Source organism: Nocardioides sp. NPDC058538 (assembly GCF_042719275.1).
Classification (GTDB): Bacteria; Actinomycetota; Actinomycetes; order Propionibacteriales; family Nocardioidaceae; genus Nocardioides.
In genome coordinates this window covers 175126-196733 of record NZ_JBHXNY010000004.1, presented here as the reverse complement: position 1 = coordinate 196733, position 21608 = coordinate 175126, and the positions used below count along the sequence as shown (strand labels likewise).

Genomic DNA, 21608 nt, shown 5'->3' with positions numbered 1-21608 from the left:
CCATGAGCACTCCGTTCTATGTGAGTCCCGAGCAGCTGATGCGCGACCGCGCGGACTTCGCGCGCAAGGGCATCTCCCGGGGTCGGGCGCTGGTCTCGCTGCAGTACGCCGACGGCATCGTGTTCGCCTCCGAGAACCCCTCGGCGGCGCTGCACAAGGTGAGCGAGATCTACGACCGGATCGCCTTCGCCGCGGTCGGGCGCTACAACGAGTTCGAGAACCTCCGCATCGCCGGTGTGCGGCTGGCCGACATGCGCGGCTACGCCTACGACCGGCGCGACGTCACCGGTCGTGGCCTGGCCAACGCCTACGCCCAGACCCTCGGCACGATCTTCTCCTCGGGTGGGGAGAAGCCCTACGAGGTCGAGCTCTTCGTCGGTGAGATCGGTGACTCCGCCGAGGACGACCAGCTCTACCGGCTCACCTACGACGGCCAGGTCGTCGACGAGCACGGGTTCGCCGCCATCGGCGGCGCCGCCGAGGCCGTCGGCGGCTACCTCAAGGAGCGCTACACCGAGGGCGCCTCGCTCGAGGACGCCATCAAGCTGGCCGTCGCCGCGCTCGGCCACACGGAGACCGAGGACCGGGAGATCGAGGCGAAGAACCTCGAGGTCGCGGTCCTCGACCGCAACCGCACCCAGCCGCGCAAGTTCCGCAGGATCCGGCCGGCGACGCTGCTCGAGATCCTCGGCTCGGCCGTCGCGACCGCGGAGGTCGAGGCCGCCACGCCGGCCGCCGTCGAACCGCCCGCCGACAAGCCCGCCGACAAGCTGGCCGAGAAGCCTGCCGAGAAGCCGGTCAGCGAGGCGCCGTTGGCCCCGCCGGCCGACGACGACGGTGAGCCGCCGATCGCCCCGCCGCTCGACTGAGCTCGAGAACGTGGGAGTGCTGGGGTCACTGGTGACCTCAGCACTCCCACGTGGCACGTCCGGGTGTCAGACGATCTGGTCCGAGAGCGAGACGACGATGCCCTCGGGCCCGCGCACGTACGCCATCCGCACGATGTCCTCGTAGACGCCGACTCCGCCGACCAGCCCATAGCCCTTCTCCGCCATGGTCGCGAGGACCGCGTCGAGGTCGTCGACCTGGAAGCAGACGTTGCGCAGGCCCAGCATGTTGGCCATCGCCTCAGGCGTGCCGGGCGCGTGGTTGGGACGTACGAACCGGGCGAGCTCGAGGGTGGTGCCGCCGCCCGGCGGACGCAGCATCACGACCTCGCAGCGTGCCCCGGGGATCCCGCAGACGGTGTCGATGAACTCACCCTCGACGAAGGTACGCCCCTCGATCTCCAGCCCCAGGCCGACGAAGAACTCCATGACCAGGTCGATGTCGGCGACGGTGATGCCGATGTGGTCGAACTTCAACAGGTGTGTCATGACTGCCATCCTCGTACTGTGCTCGTCGTCGTGGCGGGTGCCTTCGACGAGGGAACGAGGCCGGCGCGCGGATCTCTACATGGTCGGCGACATGAATTCTGCGCGCCGAGGTCAGTGACCGCTGAGCTGACCGGTCAGCCGCTCGTGCCGGTCGGCGCTGGAGGCGTTCAGGCCGACGATGCGTACGGACTTGTTCTTGGCCTCGTACTTGTGGGTGATCGCGTCGAGCGTCGCGACCGTGGAGGCGTCCCAGATGTGGGAGTCGGAGAGGTCGATGACGATCTCGTCGGGATCCTCGGCGTACTCGAACTGCGTGTAGAGGTCGTTGCTGGAGGCGAAGAAGAGCTCGCCGGTGACCCGGTAGACGGCGCTCATGTTGCCGTCGGCGTCCTCGACGAGCTCCCGGTGCGTGTGAGTCAGGTGGGCGACGCGGCGCGCGAAGAGCGTCATCGCGACCAGGACCCCGACGATGACACCGATCGCGAGGTTGCGGGTCGCGACGGTGACCGCGACGGTCGTCAGCATCACCGCCGTCTCCGAGAGCGGCATCCGCCGCAGGGTGGCGGGCCGGACCGAGTGCCAGTCGAAGGCACTGACCGAGACCATGATCATCACCGCGACCAGGGCGGCCATCGGGATCAGCGCCACGGTGTCGCCGAAGCCGACGACCAGGATGAGCAGGAAGACGCCGGCGAGGAAGGTGGACAGGCGCGTACGGGCCCCGGAGACCTTCACGTTGATCATCGTCTGACCGACCACCGCGCAGCCGCCCATGCCGCCGAAGAAGCCGGTGATGAGGTTCGCGAGACCCTGAGCGCCGGCCTCGCGCGTCTTGTCGGAGTGGGTGTCGGTGATGTCGTCGACGAGCTTGGCGGTCAGCAGCGACTCGAGCAGGCCGACCAGCGCCATGCCAAGCGCGTAGGGGGCGATGATCTGCAGCGTGTCGAGGGTGAGAGGTACGTCGGGGAGGAACCAGCTCGGCAGGCTGTCGGGCAGCTCGCCCTGGTCGCCGACGTTCGGCACGTCGACCGCGCCGATGACGGTGAAGGCGGTGAGCGCGACGATCGCGACCAGCGGGGCCGGGATCACCTTGTTGATCCGCGGGAACCCGACGATGACGGCGACGCCGACGGCGATCATGGGGTAGACCGCCCAGGGCACGTCGACCATGTGGACGATCTGCGCCTCGAGGACGAGGATCGCGAGCGCGTTGACAAAGCCGACCATCACCGAGCGTGGGAGGAAGCGCATCAGCCGGGCGACCCCGGCCAGTGCCAGCCCGATCTGGATCAGGCCGCCCAGGAGCACCGTCGCGATCAGGTAGTCGTAGCCGTGGTCCCGCATCACCGGGGCGATCACCAGAGCGACCGCACCGGTGGCCGCCGAGATCATCGCCGGCCTCCCGCCGAGGAACGAGATGGCCACCGCCATCGTGAACGAGGCGAACAGCCCCACCCGCGGATCGACCCCGGCGATGATCGAGAACGAGATCGCCTCGGGGATCAGCGCGAGCGCGACGACGAGACCCGCCAGCACCTCCGTCCGCAGCAGCCGCGGCGAACGCAGCGCGGCGCGCACCGTGTGCTCGCCCTGGGCGGAGGCGGACAGGGTTGAAGGCACGAAAGGGATCCGATCCGTCGTCGCTGGCAGGATGTACGCAACACCAGAACCCTAATCTCACGTTACGTGAGAGTTCGGATCGCCGACGATGTGAGAAGGGACACCATGACGCGCAGTGCCGCCCCCGAAGGGGCGATGCAGATCGGCGAGGTGGCGGCGCGCACCGAGCTGTCGCTGCGCAGCCTCCGGCACTGGGAGGAGGTCGGCCTGCTGAAGCCGTCGGGCCGCAGCGAGGGCGGCTTCCGGCTCTACACCGAGGATGACGTCGACAAGATCCTGGTGATCCGCCGGATGAAGCCCCTCGGCTTCAGCCTCGAGGAGATGAAGGCGGTCATGGTCGACATCGAGATCCTGCGCGGGTCCGCGCCCGACCCCGACGGCGCCGCCGCGGCGCGGGAACGCCTCGCCGCGGTCCAGGCAGAGGCCGGGGTGCGCCGCGAGAAGCTGGAGCGACAGCTGGGGATGGCGGACGAGTTCATCGCGATTCTCCGGCGCGAGCTGCACTGACGTTCCGGAGGGTGGTCCGCCCCGCCGTGTCGTACCTCTGAACGCCTCCGGAGTGACCGGCGACGGTCTAGGGTTTCAGGTATGGACAGGCGCATCTTCGGCATCGAGAACGAGTACGGCGTGACCTGCACGTTCCGCGGCCAGCGGCGGCTGAGCCCGGACGAGGTGGCCCGCTACCTCTTCCGCAAGGTCGTGAGCTGGGGCCGCAGCTCGAACGTGTTCCTCAGGAACGGCGCGAGGCTCTACCTCGACGTCGGCTCCCATCCCGAGTACGCCACGCCCGAGTGCGACGACGTCATCTCGGTCGTCACCCACGACAAGGCGGGGGAGCGGATCCTGGAGGGACTGCTCCTCGACGCCGAGCAGCGGCTGCACGACGAAGGCATCGCCGGCGACATCTATCTGTTCAAGAACAACACCGACTCGGCCGGCAACTCCTACGGCTGCCACGAGAACTACATGGTCAGCCGCGCCGGGGAGTTCTCCAAGCTCGCCGACGTGCTCATCCCGTTCCTGGTCACCCGCCAGCTGATCGTCGGCGCCGGCAAGGTCACCCACACCCCGCGAGGTGCCGGGTTCGCGGTCTCCCAGCGTGCCGAGCACATCTGGGAGGGCGTGTCGTCCGCGACGACGAGGTCCCGTCCGATCATCAACACGCGCGACGAGCCGCACGCGGACGCCGAGAAGTACCGGCGACTCCACGTCATCGTAGGTGACTCGAACATGTCCGAGACCACCACGATGCTCAAGATCGCGAGCTGCCACCTGGTGCTGCGGATGATCGAGGAGGGCGTCGTCCTGCGCGACATGACGATGGAGAACCCGATTCGCGCCATCCGCGAGATCGCCCATGACCTGACCGGCCGCCGCAAGGTGCGGCTGGCCAACGGCCGCGAGGCCAGTGCCCTCGACATCCAGAACGAATACCTCTCCAAGGCGCGCGAGTTCGTCGACCGCCGCGAGATCACCGATCCGACCATGCTCGCCGCCCTCGACCTGTGGGAGCGCGGCCTGAAGGCGATCGAGTCCGACGACCTCTCCCTGGTCGACCGCGAGATCGACTGGGTGATCAAGTGGAAGCTGATCGACCGCTACCGTGCCAAGCACGGCATTCCGCTGGGCCACGCGCGAGTCGCGCAGCTCGACCTCGCCTACCACGACATCCACCGCAATCGCGGCCTCTACTACCTGCTGGAGAAGAAGGGCGCGGTCAAGCGTGCGACCACCGATCTGAAGATCTTCGAGGCCAAGTCGGTGCCGCCGCAGACCACCCGTGCCCGGCTCCGTGGCGAGTTCATCAAGAAGGCGCAGGAGCGCCGCCGCGACTTCACCGTCGACTGGGTCCACCTCAAGCTCAACGACCAGGCGCAGCGCACCGTGCTGTGCAAGGACCCGCTCAAGGCGTACGACGAGCGCGTCCAGCGGCTCATCGACGGCATGTGACACCCCCCGCCGGGGTGGCTTCGCCGCGGGGTAACCACCGGGCGGATATGGTGTGCTCCGCTGTCGTCTATCTCTATTTCACGTCACGAAGGTTTGCACTGTGCCCACTGCTCCTCGGCCTCGTCTGCGCCACGCGCTGAGCGCGCTGGCCGTCACCCTGCTCATTCCGGCTCTGGTCGCCTGTGGCGGCGAGGAGAAGACGGGGTACGGCGACGAGACCGTCTCCGGCTTCGACGGCGTCACGGTCTCGGCCGAGGTCGACAAGGCGCCCACGCTGAAGTGGGAGTCCGCGATCGCCTACCCCAAGGACCCCAAGGTCAAGACACTGACCGAGGGCAAGGGTGAGGAGATCCCGGAGGACCGCGGCGTGTTCGCCAAGATCTACATCGGCAACGCCACCACCCTGGACAAGGAGTGGGCCTACGAGAGCCAGGCGCCCGAGGGCGAGGAGCTCCCGGCGGAGAAGCCGTGGAGCACGATCCTGAAGGACGCCAAGGTCGGCGACCGGATCGAGGCCATCGTCGGCTCGGCCGACCTGCTCGGCGAGGGCGGCAACCCGCAGATGGGCATCGGCAACCACGACACGCTGCTGGTCGTCGTCGACGTGGTGAAGCCCGCCGCCGACAAGACGCCGAAGGACGTCGACGCCTCCGAGTTCCCGAAGGTCGTCGAGAAGAACGGCAAGCCGACCGGCTTCGACTTCACCGGCATCGCCAAGCCGAAGGCAGACGACGGGCTCAAGCGAGCTATCGTCACCGAGGGTGACGGCGAGGAGATCACCACCGACCAGACGGTCACCGCCAACTACCTCGGCATGACCTACGGCGCCAAGAAGCCCTTCGACGAGAGCTTCAGCAAGGAGGCCGTGCCGTTCGCCCTCAACCAGGTGGTCGCCGGCTGGACCAACGGCCTGGAGGGCGTCAAGGTCGGCAGCCGTGTTCTGCTGCAGATCCCGCCGGAACTGGGCTACGGTGCAGAGGAGAAGCCGGGCCAGGGCGGCACGCCGGGGATCCCGGCCAACAGCACGCTCTACTTCGTCATCGACGTCGTCAAGGCCGAAGCCACCCCGGCGCCGCAGTAGAAGAGTCTCTAGGGGGAGAACACCGTGGCGGCGGGTAAGACCGAGCGGTTGATGAACCTGCTCATCATGCTGCTCGTGCAGCGTGACAACGTGTCGAAGGAGCGGATCCGCGAGGTCCTCTACCCGTCGTCCCACGGTGAGGCGTTCGAGAAGATGTTCGAGCGCGACAAGGAGGAGCTGCGCAGCCTCGGTGTGCCGATCGAGACCGGGGTGATCGACTCCTTCTTCGAGGACGAGATCGGCTACCGGGTCAGTCCCGAGCAGTTCGCGCTGCCGCCGATCACGCTGGAGGCCGACGAGCTCGCGGTGGTCGCCCTGGCCACCAAGGTCTGGGAGAACGCCTCGATGGCGGAGGCGACCACCGAGGCCGTACGCAAGCTCAACGCCGCCGGCCTCGAGACCGACGTCTCGGCGCTGGAGATCGTGCAGCCGCGGCTGGCCGCGGAGGAGGGCTCCTTCGACGTCTTCGTGGCCGCGACCCAGGACCGGCAGGTCGTCGAGTTCGACTACCGCGGGTCACGGGCGGCCGAGCCCTCCCACCGACGGCTGCAGCCGTGGGGCGTGGTGCGCTACTCGGGCCGCTGGTACGCCGTCGGCCATGACGTCGACCGCGACGACACCCGCATCTTCCGGCTCTCCCGTGTCCTGGGGGAGGCCCGGGCGGTCGGCGAGTTCGATGCCTTCGAGGTGCCGGCCGAGGTGGATGTACGCGATATCGCACGAACCCTGGCGCCGGCCCCGCCGACGGGGAAGGCGGTCCTGCTGCTGCGGCAGGGGAGCGGCTACACCCTCCGCAGGGCGGCCGACTCCACCGAGTCCGGGGTGAGCGGGCCCGATGGCCGCGACGACTGGGACCGCGTGGTGCTGACCCGGGTGCCCGCCGACCTGGTCGGGGCGGTGCTGGGCCACGGCCCCGACGCCTATGTCGAGGAGCCCGAGGACCTGCGCCGCGAGGTCGGGACGCGGCTGGAGCAGCTGGTGGCACGCTTGGACGGAGCCACACGATGAGCGTGACAGGTGCGTCGGGTGCCAAGGGGCAGGTCGGGCGCCTGCTGACGCTGGTGCCCTACCTCTACTCCCAAACCGACGACGTACGCCTCGACAAGGCGGCCGCCGACCTCGGCGTCGAGGAGAAGCAGCTGGTCAAGGACCTGCAGGTGCTCTTCATGTGCGGCCTGCCCGGCGGCTACCCCGACGACCTGATCGACGTCGACATCGACGCGCTGACCGAGCCCGACGGCGACCGGGTCATCCGGATCTCCAACGCCGACTACCTCGACCGCCAGCTGCGGCTCACCCCGATCGAGGCCACCGCCGTGATCGTCGCGCTGCGTGCGCTGCGGGGCGGAGCGGTGGCTGCTGCGACCAGGGAAGTCGTCGACCGTACGCTGGCCAAGCTCGAGCAGGCGGCGGCCGAGGGTGCCGCGGCGAGCGTCGACCCCGGCGAGGAGCCGCTCGACACCTCGCTCGTCCAGATCCATGCCGCGATCGCGACCGCGATCGACCAGGGTCGCCAGGTACGCATCGACTACTGGGTCCCCGCGCGCGACGAGGAGTCCTCGCGGGTCATCGATCCGCGCGCGCTGGTCTCGATCCGCGACATCGAGTATCTCGACGCCTGGTGTCACACCGCCGAGGCGCCGCGCAGCTTCCGCCTCGACCGGATCAGGGGCGCTGAGGTGCTCGACACACCTGTCGAAGCGAAGCCCGAGACGATCGGCTCCGTGGCCACCGACCCTGTGGGCGCGGCCGGGCTGCTGGAGCGTACGGACTACGGCACGGTCGTCCGGGTGCGGCTGGCTCCCGAGGCTCGCTGGGTCGGTGAGTACTACTCGGTGATCGACCCGGTCGAGCTGCCCGGCGGCGGGCTCGAGGTGGGACTGCGGGTCTACGACCAGCGCTGGCTCACCCGCTTCCTGCTCCGGCTCGCGCCCCACGCCGAGCTCGTGGCCGAGGACGCCCGAGGGGCGCGAGCCGACGCCCGAGAAGCGCAACCCGACGACCGAAGGGCGCAAATGAGCACAGAGTTCACTGAATCGTTTGCCGCGTCTGCGCGGCAGGCACTCGGCCTGTACCGTACGGGCGCGTAGACTTCTGGCGTTCCCCCTAGACGTAGATGAGGTAGTTCATGTTCACTCCATTGATCGGTATGCCGCAGGGAGCCGAGTGGCTCATCATCTTGGCGATCGTCATCCTCGTCTTCGGCGCCGCCAAGCTTCCTGAGCTCGCCCGCGGCACCGGTCAGGCGCTGCGCATCTTCAAGACGGAGACCAAGGGTCTTCGCGACGAGGACGAGAAGGAGAAGGGCGACAAGGCCGAGAAGCCGGCTGAACTGACCGCCTCCGAGCAGGAGCGGATCGCCGAGCTCGAGCGTCGTGAGGCCGAGATCAAGGCCGAGCGCGAGCGCCTCTCCGGCAACTGAGCCCACCTCTTCATGGCTCGTACCATCGCCGGTGTTGTCGCGATCCTCAGCGGCACCCCCAAGCACGCCATCGGCGACGACGGCCGGATGGCGCTCTCCGACCACCTGCGTGAGCTCCGCGCGCGGGTGATCAAGGCATCCCTGGCCCTGGTCGTCGGATTCGTCGTCGCACTGTTCTTCTTCGAGCAGCTCTTCGACCTGGTCATGGATCCGTACCTCCAGGCCGTCAAGATGATGGACCAGGAGGGCGGTGCCGCCTCGCTGAGCTCCGTCAACGGCGCCGCAGGCGGCTTCATGCTCTACCTGAAGCTGTGCGGCCTGGCCGCGTTCATCGGCACCGCGCCGATCTGGCTCTACCAGATCTGGGCGTTCCTGATGCCCGGCCTGCACGCCCACGAGAAGAAGATGTCGAGGATCTTCGTGGCCGTCGCCGGCCCGCTCTTCCTCCTCGGTGTGCTGCTCGGGTACGTCACCTTGCCCAAGGGCCTGGAGATCCTGTTCGCCTTCGTCCCTGACGGCCTGACGAACATCGTCGAGTTCAGCGAATACCTCAGCTTCCTGAGCCGTACGCTGCTGGTCTTCGGCATCGCCTTCGAGATCCCGGTCTTCGTGATCCTGCTCAACCGGATCGGGGTCCTGCCCGGCGCCGCCCTGGGCAAGTACCGCGCTTGGATCATCGTCGGTTCCTTCGTCTTCGCCGCCGTCGCGACCCCGTCGGGTGACCCGTTCACGATGACGATCATGGCCGGCCCGATGGTCGTCCTCTTCGGGATCTCCGAGGTCATCGCCCGGGCGCACGACAGGCGGAAGGCCAGCAAGCGCAAGGACATGATCGGGGATCCTGACGTCCCGTCGGTGATCTAGGACCGTGGCCGTCGTCGGGGCGACGGCTGCGCGCCACCTCGACGACGGCCACGGTCCACTAGTCTTCACCGGGTGACGCGTCAGATCGCCCTGCTCGCCAACCCCACCGCCGGCCGTGGCCACGCCGACCAGATCTTCGATGCGGTGACCGCGAGGCTGGCGGCCTCGGGGGCCGTGGTCGAGCACCTGATCGGTGACGACGCCGAGCATGCTCTCGAGCTGGCCCGGAAGGCGGCCGCCGACGGGGTCGACACGGTCGTGACCCTCGGTGGCGACGGCATGGTCCACGTCGCGGTCCAGGCACTGGCCGAGACCGAGGTCAGCCTCGGCGTCGTCCCGCTCGGGACCGGCAACGACTTCGCGCGTGCGCTCGGGATCCCGGCCGGTGACCCCCTCGCCGCCGCGGACGTCGTCGTACGCAACCACCCCCGTCGCATCGATCTGGGGCGTAGTGGGGACTCCTGGTTCGCGACCGTTCTCGCCGCCGGGTTCGACGCGGCGGTCAACGAGCGCGCGAATGCGATGCGCTGGCCCCACGGCGACCTCCGCTACACCCTCGCCGCGCTGTCGGTGATCCGTAGCTGGAAGCCGGTGCCCTACCGGCTCGAGATCGATGGCGTCGTGCGCGAGCAGGAGGCGATGCTGCTGGCGATCGCCAACACCGAGTCGTACGGCGGAGGCCTGCGGATCGCGGCGGACTGCGACCCCGCCGACGGCCTGCTGGACGTCATCCTCATCAAGCCGGTCTCGCGGCTGGAGTTCCTGCGCGTCTTCCCGGGCGTACGCCAGGCCAAGCACCTCACCCATCCGGCCTTCGAGCGCATCCACGCCCGCCGGATCAAGGCCTCCGCCCCCGGTGTGATCGCCTACAGCGACGGGGAGCGCCTCGGGCCGCTGCCGCTCGATGTCGAGTGCGTGCCGTCCGCTCTCGGCGTACTCGTGCCACCGCGCGCTTGATTGTCGGTGTCGGTCGATAGGCTCGGGGCCATGGACGCCTCGCCAGCGGAGAAGTACGCCGCGTATCAGCGTGACAAGGACTTCCCCGTCTTCCGGGACTTCGCCTCGCTCTACGACTTCGGGCTCGACGACTTCCAGATCGAGGCGTGCAAGGAGATCGAGCAAGGCAAGGGCGTTCTGGTCGCCGCGCCGACCGGGTCGGGCAAGACGATCGTCGGCGAGTTCGCCATCCACCTGGCGCTCGCGACCGGCCGTAAGGCGTTCTACACGACCCCGATCAAGGCGCTCTCCAACCAGAAGTACAACGACCTGGTCAAGCGCTACGGCCCCGACCAGGTCGGCCTGCTGACCGGCGACAACGTCGTCAACGGCGAGGCGCCGGTCGTCGTGATGACCACCGAGGTGCTGCGCAACATGCTCTACGCGGGCTCGCAGACCCTGATGGGCCTCGGGTTCGTGGTCATGGACGAGGTCCACTACCTCGCCGACCGCTCCCGTGGTGCGGTCTGGGAGGAGGTCATCATCCACCTGCCCGAGTCGGTCTCGGTCGTCTCGCTGAGCGCCACCGTCTCCAACGCCGAGGAGTTCGGCGAGTGGCTCACCACGGTGCGGGGTGAGACCACCACGATCATCGAGGAGAAGCGGCCGGTGCCGCTCTACCAGCACGTGATGGCCGGCCGGCGGATCATGGACCTGTTCGCCTCCTCCGACGTCGACGCGGCAGCCGGGTTCGTCAAGGAGGGCGCTCCGGTCAACGGCGAGCTGATGAGGCTGGCGCGCGACGACTGGGCCGCCGGACGGATGACGGACCGGCGTACGCCCAAGGACAAGCGCAAGGGCCGTGACTCTTCTGGGGGCAACCGGCGCGTGGGCAACGGGCGACGGGTCTGGATCCCCTCGCGCGTGGAGGTCATCACGGCCCTGCAGCGCGACAACCTGCTCCCCGCGATCAACTTCGTCTTCTCCCGCGTCGGCTGCGACGCCGCGGTCGGCCAGTGCATCCAGGCCAACCTGCGGCTGACCACGCCCGAGGAGCGCGACGAGATCTTCGCCTACGTCGAGGAGGCCTGCGCCGACCTGCCCGACGAGGACCGGCACGTCCTCGGCTACCACGACTGGATCGACGGCCTCTCCCGTGGCGTCGCCGCCCACCACGCCGGGCTGCTGCCGGCGTTCAAGCAGGTCGTCGAGGAGCTGTTCCTACGCGGCCTGGTGAAGGCCGTCTTCGCCACCGAGACGCTGGCGCTGGGCATCAACATGCCCGCCCGCACGGTGGTCATCGAGAAGCTCTCGAAGTGGAACGGCGAGGCCCACGTCAACCTCTCGCCGGGGGAGTACACCCAGCTCGTCGGCCGCGCCGGCCGTCGCGGCCTCGACGTCGAGGGCCACGGCGTCGTGCTCTGGCAGCAGGGGCTCAACCCGCGCGAGCTCGCCGGCCTGGCCTCGACGCGCACCTATCCGCTGCGGTCGAGCTTCAGGCCGTCCTACAACATGGCGGTCAACCTGGTGCACCAGTTCGGACGGGCGCGCTCGCGCGAGCTGCTGGAACAGTCGTTCGCGCAGTTCCAGGCCGACAAGGCGGTCGTCGGGCTGGCCCGCCAGGTGCGCAAGGCGGAGGACGCGCTCGAGGGCTACCAGGAGGCCGCGACGTGCGACCGCGGCGACTTCATGGCGTACGCCGCGATCCGCCGCAAGATCTCCGACGTCGAGAAGTCCTCCTCCCGCGAGCGGCGTTCGGACCGACGCGACGAGATCATCGAGTCGCTCTCGAAGCTGAAGATCGGTGACGTGATCGACGTGCCGACGGGCAAGTTCGCCGGCTATGCCGTCGTCCTCGACCCGGGCTTCGACCCCGAAGGGCCGCGTCCCTACGTGATCACCCAGGACCGGCAGGCGCGGCGCCTGGCGATGATGGACTTCAACGTGCCGATCGTCGCCCAGACCCGGCTGCGGGTGCCGAAGTCGTTCAACGGCCGCAACCCACAGATGCGGCGCGACATGGCCTCCCGGCTTCGGGAGAAGACCCGCGACCTCCGTCCGGTGCCCTACGAGGGGTCGCCGACCGCCCGCAAGGAGCGCAAGAGCTCGGCGGAGACCCAGATCTCCGAGCTGCGGCGCGAGCTGAAGATGCATCCCTGCCACGACTGCCCCGACCGCGAGGACCACGCCCGCTGGGCCGAGCGCTGGTTCAAGCTGTCACGCGACACCGACACGCTGCGCCGCCGGGTGGAGGCGCGTACGAACACCGTCGCGCGCACCTTCGACCGGGTCTGCGAAGTCCTGGTCGCGCTCGACTACCTCGAGGGCGAGACGGTCACCGAGCGCGGCACCCACCTGATGCGGCTCTACTCCGAGATGGACCTGGTCGCCGCCGAGGCGCTCCGCGAGGGCCTCTGGGACGACCTGACCCCCTCCGAGCTCGCCGCCGCGCTCTCGGTGCTGGTCTACGAGGCCCGTCGCTCCGACGACGCCACCCCGCCCCGCCTCCCCGGCGGCCGGGTCAAGGACGTCATCGCCGAGACCGTGCGGCTGTGGGGCCAGCTCGACGCCCTCGAGCGCGACCACAAGCTCGACTTCCTCCGCCAGCCCGACCTCGGCTTCGCCTGGGCCGCCTACCGCTGGGCCGAGGGCGACGAGCTCGACGACGTCCTCAGCGAGGTCGAGCTCGCCGCCGGCGACTTCGTCCGCTGGGTCAAGCAGCTCATCGACCTCTGCGGCCAGGTCGCCGACGCCGCCGGCGACGCCCCCCTGCGACGTACGGCCCGCCAGACCATGGACCTCCTCAAGCGCGGCGTCGTGGCCTACTCCTCGGTCGTCGAGTAGGCGACGGGCTGTCCCGTTTCGAGGACATGAGTCGGCGGTGGTCGCTAGGGTCCTCCCGTGCATGAGCAGGAGAAGGTCGTGGCCTTTGTAGGTCGGTCCTGGATCGTCTACATCGGCGGCTTCGTCCTTTCGGTTCTGGTGATCTGGGCCGCGCCGTTCCTCACCATCATCGAGGTGCTTCCCACGGCTCCTGGGCCGATCTTCGCGATCGGTCTCGTCATGGGAACCGCTCTCTTCGGGCTATGGCACCTGGGATTTCGGCGCCGTCTCGAGGTCGGCGAAGACGGGCTGGTGTTGTCGGGCAAGCGCGGTTCGCGGGTGGTTCCCTGGTCCGACCTCGTCGGCATCGAGCCGATGTTGAGCTGGCAATGGGTGCGCTGCCGCGACGCGAGCGGCTCCGTCACGCTCCACCTGACGACATCGAGGTCCTATCCGCGTATGCAGCACCTTGTCAGCCGACACAACGAGGAACTGGCCACGCGGCTCTGGTACGCCAGCCGATGACGACGGTGGGCCGGGCGGTTGGCGTGCGGCGCGCTCTGTGAAATAGCATGGGCGGGTGGATGTCTCTCCCTACGATGCCCTGTTGTTCGTCTCTTTCGGGGGGCCGGAGAAGGCCGAGGACGTGGTGCCGTTCCTGGAGAACGTGACCCGGGGGCGGGGGATCCCGCGCGAGCGGCTGGTCGAGGTCGGGCAGCACTACTTCGACCGGGGCGGGAAGTCGCCGATCAACGACCAGAACCGGGCCTTCCTGGCGGCGCTGCGCAGCGACCTGGCGGAGAACGGGATCGACCTGCCGGTCTACTGGGGCAACCGCAACTGGGACCCCTACCTGAGCGACACGGTCGCGCAGATGCGGGCCGACGGGATCAAGCGGGCGGCGGTCTTCGCGACCAGCGCCTACTCCTCCTACTCCTCGTGCCGGCAGTACCGCGAGAATCTCTTCGAGGCATGCGACAAGACCGGCGACGTCGAGAGCGCGCCGGTGCTCGACAAGCTGCGCCGCTACTACAACCACCCGGGCTTCGTGGCGCCGGTCGTCGACGGCGTGCTCGCCTCGATCGAGGACCTGCCCGAGGACGAGCGTGATGGCGCGCGGATCCTCTTCGTGACCCACTCGATCCCGACCTCGATGAACGACAACGCCGGCCCCGACGGCGGCGCGTACGTCGCCCAGCACCTCGACGTCGCCAAGGTGATCGCCGAGCAGGTCGCGCAGAGGCGCGGGGTCAGCCACGAGTGGGACCTCGTCTACTGCAGCCGCTCCGGCGCCCCGCACATCCCGTGGCTCGAGCCGGACGTGAACGACCACCTCGAGGACCTGGCCGGCAGAGACGTACGAGCTGTGGTGATGTGTCCGGTCGGCTTCGTCTCCGACCACATGGAGGTCGTCTACGACCTCGACACCGAGGCCATGGCCACCGCCGAGAAGCTCGGGATCCACGCCCGCCGCAGCCCGACCGCGGGGGAGGACCCGCGCTTCGTGGCTGCCGTACGCGAGCTGCTCCTCGAGCGTGCCGCTGCGGAGCGTGGGGAGGCCTCTGCGCGGCCTACCGTGGGCGACCTGGGCCCCGGGCCCGACCGGTGTCCCGCGGGCTGCTGCTTCAACCAGCGCTCGCAGCTGCCGACCCTGACGGGAGAGGACTCGCCCCAGTACTCCCGATGATCGGCCGCGGCATAGGGTCGGCCCCATGACAGATCAATCCGCCCCGAAGCCCGGAGACCTGCTCGCGCTCGCCGTGGCGACCGCCCGCGCGGCCGCCGATCTCGTTCGCGATCGGGCCGCCGGCGTGGTCGAGGTGGCTGCCACGAAGTCCACCGCGACCGATGTGGTCACTGAGGCCGACCGGGACACCGAGGCGCTGATCCGGCGACTGATCTCCCAGGAGCGTCCCGAGGACGGCTTCTTCGGTGAGGAGGGCGCCAGCGAAGGGCAGAGCACGAAGGGCACCAGCGGCGTCCGCTGGATCGTCGACCCGATCGACGGCACCGTCAACTTCCTCTACGGTCTGCCGAGCTACGCGGTCTCGATCGCGGCGGAGTACGCGGGCGAGGTCGTGGCCGGCGCGGTCGTGGACGTGCCGCGCGGCACCCTCTACGCCGCCTTCCGGCAGCCCGACGGATCGGTCGCCGCGGTCAAGGACGGCGAGCCCATCCGCGTACGTCAGCCTGCCGAGCTCGGGCAGCGGCTGATCGCCACCGGGTTCTCCTACGACGCCGAGCTCCGCCGGGTTCAGGCCGAAGCGCTGGTCCGGTTCCTGCCGGTCGTACGTGACGTTCGTCGCATCGGCTCGGCCGCTCTGGACATCTGCGGGGTGGCCGAGGGAACCCTCGACGGCTACCTCGAGGAGGGGCTGCACCTGTGGGACCATGCCGCGGCCGGCCTGGTCGCGGAAGCCGCCGGTGGTCGTTGGGAGGCGACGACCGGCATCGGCGGCCGCAGGTTGGTGATCGTGGCACCAGCCCACGGCTACGATGAACTACGGAAAGCGGCTGTTCAGGCCGGTTTTCTGCCGGTTGACTCGCTCCCGGGTGTCGTACCCGACTGAAAGCCGCTGGTTGATGTAGATCTATGACCGGCCGGGGGCCGGGAAGGTCCCGGAGCCCCGTCGGTACAGCCGCGTTCACCCACCCGAAACTCGATGCTCATCTATCCCCGTGATAGGGAATACCGCCAGATGACAGAACGTTTCGGCGACGCGGATCCGGTTGAGTGTGCGAAATCCGCATTGATGGTGCACAATCACGGGCCGTGCCGCTGCCCTCGGGGGCGCGCGGGGGGACTGAAGATGAGTGAGAAGGGGAGTGGCGCATATGGCGACGGACTACGACGCACCGCGTAAAAATGAAGAGGACCAGTCCGAGGAGAGCATCGAAGAGCTCAAGGCTCGTCGTCACGACAAGAACTCGGGCAAGGTTGACGAGGACGAGGCCGAGGCGGCCGAGTCGTTCGAGCTCCCGGGAGCCGACCTCAGCCACGAGGAGCTCGCGGTCGAGGTCAAGCCGAAGCAGGAGGACGAGTTCACCTGTATGAGCTGCTTCCTGGTCCACCACCGCAGCCAGCTGGCTGACGAGAAGAAGATGATCTGCTTCGACTGCGCGTAAGCGCAGTTGAAAGCGCCGAGTCGGCGCGTTTGTATAGTTTGCGCTAGCAAGCGCTCTGTGCAAACGCGCCGACTCGGCGAAAGCCCGACGCAAGCCGGGCCGATAAGCAAAGGCCGCACGGAGCCCGTGCGGCCTTCTTGCTATCTCAGAATCTGCTGACTCAGGACTCGTCCTTCTCCAGCTGCTTCGGCAACCGACCGACCGACTTGACGTAGTAGTTGGCCGCACGCCGCTGGGCGAACATCCGCGCGAGCGCGACGGTGGCGCCGGTCGCGGCCGACCAGAGCACGGCCTCCACGAGGCGTACGTCGGGGTCGGCGGGGTTCGCCGGCGGCTTGCGTCCGGTGGACGCCTTCCAGCCGGTGGAGAGGACCTTGTTCGTGGCCTTCGCGGCCCCGATTCCGCTGACGAGGGCCATGATCGCCCAGACCTTGTCAGCCTTGTCGGCTTTGTCAGCCTTGGTGGACTTGGACATACCTCGAGCCTAGGCCATGGCGGAGAGGTTGCCGCTCAGAGACTCGCTCGGAGCGCGTTGACGGTCTTCGCGAGCGCCACCGGGTGGCGGGTGAAGAGCAGCCAGTAGGGTGCCGGGTCGGCGGGGTCGTCGATGGTGACCCGCACCGCGCGCTTGAGATAGGGACGAAGGAGCAGGTACGCCCTGGCGTCGGCGTCGCGCCCCGCCAGGTGATGTGCCTCGGTCTCGTCGAGAGCGACCGCCTCACCGAGGAAGCGCGCCTCGATCCGGGCGGGCCCGGCACGCAGGACGCCGTCGGCGATCGTGATCCGGGCGTTGCCGTAGACGATCATGGCCAGCGCGAACAGGCCGACGATCGCCGCGGTGATGCCCCAGGCGAGCGCGGCCGGAACCCACAGGATGACCGCGATCCACAGGGTCGCCAGGAACATGACGCCCTGGACCCACCACCGCAGCGGCACGGTCAGTCGCTCGTCGTACGCCGGGGTGCTCACGAATCGTGAGTTTTTCACGTCGGTCAAGGGAGTCACGAATCGGGTGAGCCATAGAGCATCTAAGGTGCGGGTTGTGTCTGATCTCGAAGTAGCCCTGGTCCGTCTCGACGCGGAGCTGCCGCCGCCCGCCTACGCCCACCCGGGCGATGCCGGAGCCGACCTGCGGACGACTGTGGACGTGAGCCTGAAGCCGGGCGAGCGCGCACTGGTGCCGACCGGGATCGCGATGGCGCTGCCGGAGGGGTACGTCGGCCTGGTGCACCCGCGCTCCGGGTTGGCCGCCAAGCACGGGCTGTCCATCGTCAACGCCCCCGGCACCGTCGACGCCGGCTACCGCGGCGAGGTGAAGGTGGCACTGATCAACCTGGACCCTGTCGAGGCGATCGAGCTGCGCCGCGGCGACCGGATCGCTCAGCTGGTGATCCAGCGCGTCGAGCAGGCCCGGTTCGTCGAGGTCTCCGAATTGCCCGACTCCGTTCGTGGAGATGGGGGATACGGTTCTACAGGGGGCTTCTCCCACCGCTGAGGGATCAGTGTTAGATAAGTCTCCTCTTGAGAATCACCGCAACCTGAAAGCAGATGGTCGTGAAGTTCCGTCGCAAGTCCACGCCCTCCCACCGAGGAGAGCCATCTGCACCGGTCGAGCACGGGCCGATGGCCCCCGAGCGGCCGGTGCCGGCGGCTCCCGAGGTCGGACCGTTCGACATCGACTCCGTCCCCGACGGTCTGATCACCGGCGACTGGGTCGACCTCGGCTCGATGATGCTCGCCCCCGCGCCGGGCAAGGAGCTCCGCCTGCAGGTGGACGAGAAGTCCGGGCAGATCGCGGCCGTGATGCTGACCGCCGAGGACGGCGCCATGGAGCTGCGCGCCTTCGCCGCGCCCCGCAACGGCGACCTGTGGACCGAGTCGCTGCCGATGCTGCGCGAGGACGTCCAGCAGCGTGGCGGTGCCACCGCCGACCTGGAGGGTCCCTGGGGCACCGAGCTGATCACCCAGATGAAGGTCAAGCTGCCCGACGGCCAGCCGGCCGTCCAGCAGACCCGCATCATCGGCGTCAACGGCCCGCGCTGGATGCTGCGCGCCACCATGATGGGCCGCCCCGCGATGGAGCCGACCGCCGGCAAGGAGTGGGAGAAGCTCCTCGAGCGGGTCGTCGTGCGCCGCGGTGAGGGGGCCAAGCCCAAGGGTGAGGCGCTCGAGGTGAAGCTGCCGCCCAACGCGCGTCGCGTGGAGAAGTGAGCAGGTAGTGTCCAAGGGCCGGCTGCGGGCGAAGCTCAGCGAGTGGGCGAACACCGCCTCGATCGACGCGAGCGAGATCCGTGCGGCCTACGTCGCCAAGGATGTCGCCTCGATCGCCGACGCGCCCGACCGTGAGCCGGTGCGGCTGCGGGGGACGTTGCGTACGATCACACTGCGGCCCCGCGGTGGTGTCCCCGCCCTGGAGGCCGAGCTGTTCGACGGCTCCGGCACCCTGACGCTCATCTGGTTGGGACGCCGGCGCATCGCCGGGATCAGCCCGGGCCGGTCCCTGCAGGTGCAGGGCCGCATCGGCCGTACCGATGGCCAACGCATCATGTTCAACCCCCGCTACGAGCTGATACCGGACCCCAACGAGTGAGCCAACCACACGTGAGCCCCACCTCTGAGACACCTGCCGACGGCCAGGGCGACGAGCACGACCACAACCATCCGACGGTCGACACCGTCGAGGCGGTCGTACGCCGCCAGATGTCCGCCGGGCTGGGCGGTGTGCGCGGGATGCTCGAGGCCGGTGTGCCCGGACTGGTCTTCACCATCGCCTGGCTGGTGTTCAAAGACCTCAAGGTCGCGCTGATCGCCTCGGCCGCGACCGCGGCGGTCTTCCTGCTGGTCCGGCTCGTGCAGCGCTCGAGCCTGCAATACGTCGGCAACGCCATCTTCGGCATCCTCATCGGCTTCGCGGTGGTGCGGCTGGCCCAGTCCATGGGCGGCTCGGCCGAGGAGCAGGCGCTGGCCTACTTCCTGCCCGGCATCCTGATCAGCCTCGGCTACACCGTCGTGGTCGGCGGCCTGTGCCTGATCGGCTGGCCGATCTTCGGCTTCTTCATCGGCGTCGCCAGCGGCGATCCGCTCGAGTGGCACCAGGACAAGCAGATCGTGAAGCTGTGCTCGCGGCTGACCTGGCTGTTCCTGGCCCCCGGCGCGATCGGCGCGGCCATCCAGGGCCCGATCTGGTTCCTGGCCTGGAGCGGGTCGATCGACCGCGACTGGGCGATCCTCGCCCTCGGCATCCTCCGCACCGGCCTCGGCTGGGTGCTGCGGATCGCCTGTTACGGCACCATGATCTGGCTTCTCGCCCGCAATCACACGCCGGTCCAGGCCCGTCCCCAGGACGCCTGAGCCGGATGGAGCTCCGGGTGGTGAGGCCGACACACGGAAGCGTGTGGCTCTCCCTGCTCGCCACCCTCGAGATCATGACCGGTGCGGCCCTGGCCCACCTGGCCGCGGGCGGCGCTCTGCCGAGCGCCGGCTGGCTGGCCGCTGCGGCTCTGGCCGTCTTCGGCGCCGGTGTCGTGGTGCTGCAGCGCCGGGTCGGACTCCTCACCGGTGCCGTCCTGGCCGGCCTGTCCCAGCTCGGGCTCCACGAGGTCTTCGCGGCTTTCTCCGCAGCCCCCGGTGCCGAGCACCATCACGCGGTCGGCACCTCGCTCGGCTCCGCCGACGGTGCCGCGATGCTCCTGGCCCACGCCTGCGCCGCCTTCCTCTCCGTCGTCGTCTGGGTGCTGCATCGCAGGGCCCTCGCCGTGGCCGTACGCAGCCTGCCGACGCCGCGGGTCGCGGTCGCCGGCCGCCTGCTCGCCGAGTCAACACAGTTCGTCCCGCGACCGGCCCTGTGGGCCCATGTCTCTCCGCGAAGGGGACCGCCGAGGCCTGCCGGCCTCTGAGATCCCTCTGCGAGCACCACCGGGCGAGTCCCGGTGGCTGTCTTGCGTACCCGAAATTCGCGAGAGAGAAACCTCTAATGTCCGTTCCGACCCAGTTCCAGACCGCACCACCGGCAGAGCCACCGACGGAGGCACCCGGCGCCAGGCCCGGCTGGTGGCCGACGATCCGCCCGCTCGTGCTGCGGCTGCACTTCTACGCCGGGGTGCTGGTCGCCCCGTTCATCCTGGTCGCCTCGGTGACCGGGCTGCTCTACACGATCGCCCCGCAGGTCGAGCAGATCGCCTACCACGAGCTGACCCATGTCACCCCGGCCGGCGAGACGGTGCCGCTGGCCGAACAGGTCGACGCGGCCCGGGCGAGCCACCCCGACGGCGACATCCTCCGCATCGACGTGCCGCCCGCCGCAGACCGAAGCACCCGGGTCGTCTTCACCGACGAGACCGTGCCCGACGACTACGCGATGTCGGTCTTCGTCAACCCCTACACCGCCGGCGTGGAGGGCCAGGTACGCAGCTACGGCCAGTGGCTCGGTTTCCGCGCCTGGGTCGACGAGCTGCACCGCAACCTCCACCTGGGCGCTTTCGGGCGTCACTACAGCGAGCTGGCCGCGAGCTGGCTGTGGGTGGTGGCCCTCGGCGGGCTGATGCTGTGGATCGGCAAGGGACGCCGAGACCGGCGGGTGCGCCGGCTCGTCACGCCCGATCCGGCGGCCACCGGACGCTCCCGGGTGATGTCCTGGCATGCCGTCATCGGGGTGTGGGTCCTGCTGGGCGTACTGGCGCTGTCGGTCTCGGGGCTGACCTGGTCACGCTTTGCCGGGGCGAACATCGGCGAGGTGCGTACGGCGTTGTCGTGGACCGAGCCCACACCCGCGACCTCGCTGCACACCGGCGGCGCCGCGGACGAGCACGCGCACCACGGCTCCACCGGACCGGCGGCTCGCGCGGGTGACCCGGATGCGGCTTTCTCCGACGGAGCCGGTGTCGACGGGGTCCTCGCCACCGCGCGCGAGGCCGGGCTGGGCGATCCGCTCTACCTGGTTCCGCCGGCCGATGGCGCCAGCGCGTGGACGGCGGCGGAGAACAAGCGCGACTGGCCGACCAGCTACGACGCGATCAGTGTCGACCCAGCCACCGGCAAGATGGTCGACCGGGTCGACTTCGCCGACTGGCCGGTCATGGCCAAGCTGACCGACTGGGTCATCGGCGCCCACATGGGCATCCTGTTCGGCATCGTCAACCAGCTGGCGCTGGCGGCGCTGGCGATCGGGCTGATCGTGATGACCGTGCTCGGTTACCGGATGTGGTGGTTGCGGCGGCCCCGCGGAGCCGGCGGCCTGCGGTTCGGCCGGCCGGTGCCGCGCGGGGCGTGGCGCCGTCTGCCCTGGCCGGCACTCGTGGCCCTCGTCGCGGTCACCGGCGTGGTCGGCTGGTTCGTCCCGATGCTGGGGATCAGCCTGGTGGCGTTCCTGCTGGTCGACGCCGCACTGGGCGCGGTGCGCCGGCGCAGCTGA

The 21608-nt window shown here is 69.2% G+C and carries 24 protein-coding genes; 20 read left to right on the top strand and 4 right to left on the bottom strand.

Annotated features, from left to right (window positions below; translation table 11 throughout):
* Positions 1–2: 2 nt before the first annotated feature.
* Positions 3–869: a proteasome subunit alpha gene (prcA, locus tag ACFWQC_RS05735; protein WP_378674316.1), complete on the top strand. Its 867-nt coding sequence runs from the start codon at positions 3–5 to the stop codon at positions 867–869.
* Positions 870–935: 66 nt separating this feature from the next.
* Here prcA and ACFWQC_RS05730 read toward each other — a convergent pair whose 3' ends face one another.
* Together ACFWQC_RS05730 and ACFWQC_RS05725 are read right to left on the bottom strand one after the other, a co-directional pair.
* Positions 936–1376 (bottom strand): VOC family protein, encoded by a 441-nt coding sequence (locus ACFWQC_RS05730; protein WP_378674313.1) that lies wholly within the window; start codon positions 1374–1376, stop codon positions 936–938.
* A 111-nt stretch (positions 1377–1487) separates the two neighbouring features.
* Positions 1488–2954: a SulP family inorganic anion transporter gene (locus ACFWQC_RS05725; protein WP_378674485.1), complete on the bottom strand. Its 1467-nt coding sequence runs from the start codon at positions 2952–2954 to the stop codon at positions 1488–1490.
* A 147-nt stretch (positions 2955–3101) separates the two neighbouring features.
* Here ACFWQC_RS05725 and ACFWQC_RS05720 point away from each other — a divergent pair, with 147 nt between their 5' ends.
* From ACFWQC_RS05720 to ACFWQC_RS05660, 13 genes are all read left to right on the top strand, one after another.
* Complete coding sequence (locus ACFWQC_RS05720; RefSeq protein ID WP_378674310.1) at positions 3102–3503, top strand: MerR family transcriptional regulator; 402 nt, start codon at positions 3102–3104, stop codon at positions 3501–3503.
* A gap of 81 nt (positions 3504–3584) precedes the next feature.
* Positions 3585–4946: a Pup--protein ligase gene (pafA, locus tag ACFWQC_RS05715; RefSeq protein ID WP_355021337.1), complete on the top strand. Its 1362-nt coding sequence runs from the start codon at positions 3585–3587 to the stop codon at positions 4944–4946.
* Positions 4947–5046: 100 nt separating this feature from the next.
* Positions 5047–6027, top strand: coding sequence for an FKBP-type peptidyl-prolyl cis-trans isomerase (locus tag ACFWQC_RS05710; RefSeq protein ID WP_378674307.1), 981 nt, complete (start codon positions 5047–5049; stop codon positions 6025–6027).
* 24 nt (positions 6028–6051) lie between these two features.
* Entirely contained in the window at positions 6052–7035 is a 984-nt protein-coding gene (locus tag ACFWQC_RS05705) for a helix-turn-helix transcriptional regulator (RefSeq protein WP_378674304.1), read from the top strand.
* Entirely contained in the window at positions 7032–8117 is a 1086-nt protein-coding gene (locus ACFWQC_RS05700; RefSeq protein WP_378674301.1) for a helix-turn-helix transcriptional regulator, read from the top strand. Before ACFWQC_RS05705 ends, ACFWQC_RS05700 begins: the two co-directional genes overlap by 4 nt.
* Before the next feature lie 38 nt (positions 8118–8155).
* Positions 8156–8449: a twin-arginine translocase TatA/TatE family subunit gene (gene tatA, locus ACFWQC_RS05695; protein ID WP_141804833.1), complete on the top strand. Its 294-nt coding sequence runs from the start codon at positions 8156–8158 to the stop codon at positions 8447–8449.
* 12 nt (positions 8450–8461) lie between these two features.
* Positions 8462–9313 (top strand): twin-arginine translocase subunit TatC, encoded by an 852-nt coding sequence (tatC, locus tag ACFWQC_RS05690; RefSeq protein ID WP_378674296.1) that lies wholly within the window; start codon positions 8462–8464, stop codon positions 9311–9313.
* Positions 9314–9385: 72 nt separating this feature from the next.
* Positions 9386–10270, top strand: a complete 885-nt coding sequence (locus tag ACFWQC_RS05685; RefSeq protein WP_378674293.1) for a diacylglycerol/lipid kinase family protein — start codon at positions 9386–9388, stop codon at positions 10268–10270.
* Between the two features lie 30 nt (positions 10271–10300).
* Positions 10301–13093, top strand: coding sequence for a DEAD/DEAH box helicase (locus ACFWQC_RS05680; RefSeq protein WP_378674290.1), 2793 nt, complete (start codon positions 10301–10303; stop codon positions 13091–13093).
* A 57-nt stretch (positions 13094–13150) separates the two neighbouring features.
* Complete coding sequence (locus ACFWQC_RS05675; RefSeq protein ID WP_378674287.1) at positions 13151–13597, top strand: PH domain-containing protein; 447 nt, start codon at positions 13151–13153, stop codon at positions 13595–13597.
* A gap of 55 nt (positions 13598–13652) precedes the next feature.
* Positions 13653–14759 (top strand): ferrochelatase, encoded by a 1107-nt coding sequence (locus ACFWQC_RS05670; protein WP_378674284.1) that lies wholly within the window; start codon positions 13653–13655, stop codon positions 14757–14759.
* 25 nt (positions 14760–14784) lie between these two features.
* Positions 14785–15642, top strand: coding sequence for an inositol monophosphatase family protein (locus ACFWQC_RS05665; RefSeq protein ID WP_378674281.1), 858 nt, complete (start codon positions 14785–14787; stop codon positions 15640–15642).
* Positions 15643–15907: 265 nt separating this feature from the next.
* On the top strand, positions 15908–16198 hold the full coding sequence (locus ACFWQC_RS05660; RefSeq protein WP_040755057.1) for a DUF4193 domain-containing protein: 291 nt from the start codon (positions 15908–15910) through the stop codon (positions 16196–16198).
* Positions 16199–16358: 160 nt separating this feature from the next.
* On the opposite strand, the gene ACFWQC_RS05655 is transcribed toward ACFWQC_RS05660, so the two are convergent.
* Positions 16359–16673 carry a DUF4235 domain-containing protein gene (locus ACFWQC_RS05655; RefSeq protein WP_378674277.1) on the bottom strand — a complete coding sequence of 105 codons (315 nt, stop codon included), beginning with the start codon at positions 16671–16673 and terminating at the stop codon, positions 16359–16361.
* A gap of 35 nt (positions 16674–16708) precedes the next feature.
* The gene (locus ACFWQC_RS05650; protein WP_378674274.1) at positions 16709–17167 is read right to left on the bottom strand and encodes a DUF3093 domain-containing protein; all 459 of its coding nucleotides are present in this window, start codon (positions 17165–17167) and stop codon (positions 16709–16711) included.
* A 73-nt stretch (positions 17168–17240) separates the two neighbouring features.
* Here ACFWQC_RS05650 and dut point away from each other — a divergent pair, with 73 nt between their 5' ends.
* From dut to ACFWQC_RS05620, 6 genes are all read left to right on the top strand, one after another.
* On the top strand, positions 17241–17693 hold the full coding sequence (dut, locus tag ACFWQC_RS05645; RefSeq protein ID WP_378674271.1) for a dUTP diphosphatase: 453 nt from the start codon (positions 17241–17243) through the stop codon (positions 17691–17693).
* A gap of 53 nt (positions 17694–17746) precedes the next feature.
* Positions 17747–18409: a DUF3710 domain-containing protein gene (locus ACFWQC_RS05640; protein ID WP_378674268.1), complete on the top strand. Its 663-nt coding sequence runs from the start codon at positions 17747–17749 to the stop codon at positions 18407–18409.
* A 7-nt stretch (positions 18410–18416) separates the two neighbouring features.
* A complete protein-coding gene (locus tag ACFWQC_RS05635) occupies positions 18417–18788 on the top strand; it encodes an OB-fold nucleic acid binding domain-containing protein (protein ID WP_355224876.1) in 372 nt (123 codons plus the stop codon).
* Positions 18789–18799: 11 nt separating this feature from the next.
* Positions 18800–19549, top strand: a complete 750-nt coding sequence (locus tag ACFWQC_RS05630; RefSeq protein ID WP_378674265.1) for a DUF3159 domain-containing protein — start codon at positions 18800–18802, stop codon at positions 19547–19549.
* 17 nt (positions 19550–19566) lie between these two features.
* Positions 19567–20094, top strand: coding sequence for a cell division protein FtsQ (locus ACFWQC_RS05625; RefSeq protein ID WP_378674262.1), 528 nt, complete (start codon positions 19567–19569; stop codon positions 20092–20094).
* A 77-nt stretch (positions 20095–20171) separates the two neighbouring features.
* Positions 20172–21608 (top strand): PepSY-associated TM helix domain-containing protein, encoded by a 1437-nt coding sequence (locus ACFWQC_RS05620; RefSeq protein WP_378674260.1) that lies wholly within the window; start codon positions 20172–20174, stop codon positions 21606–21608.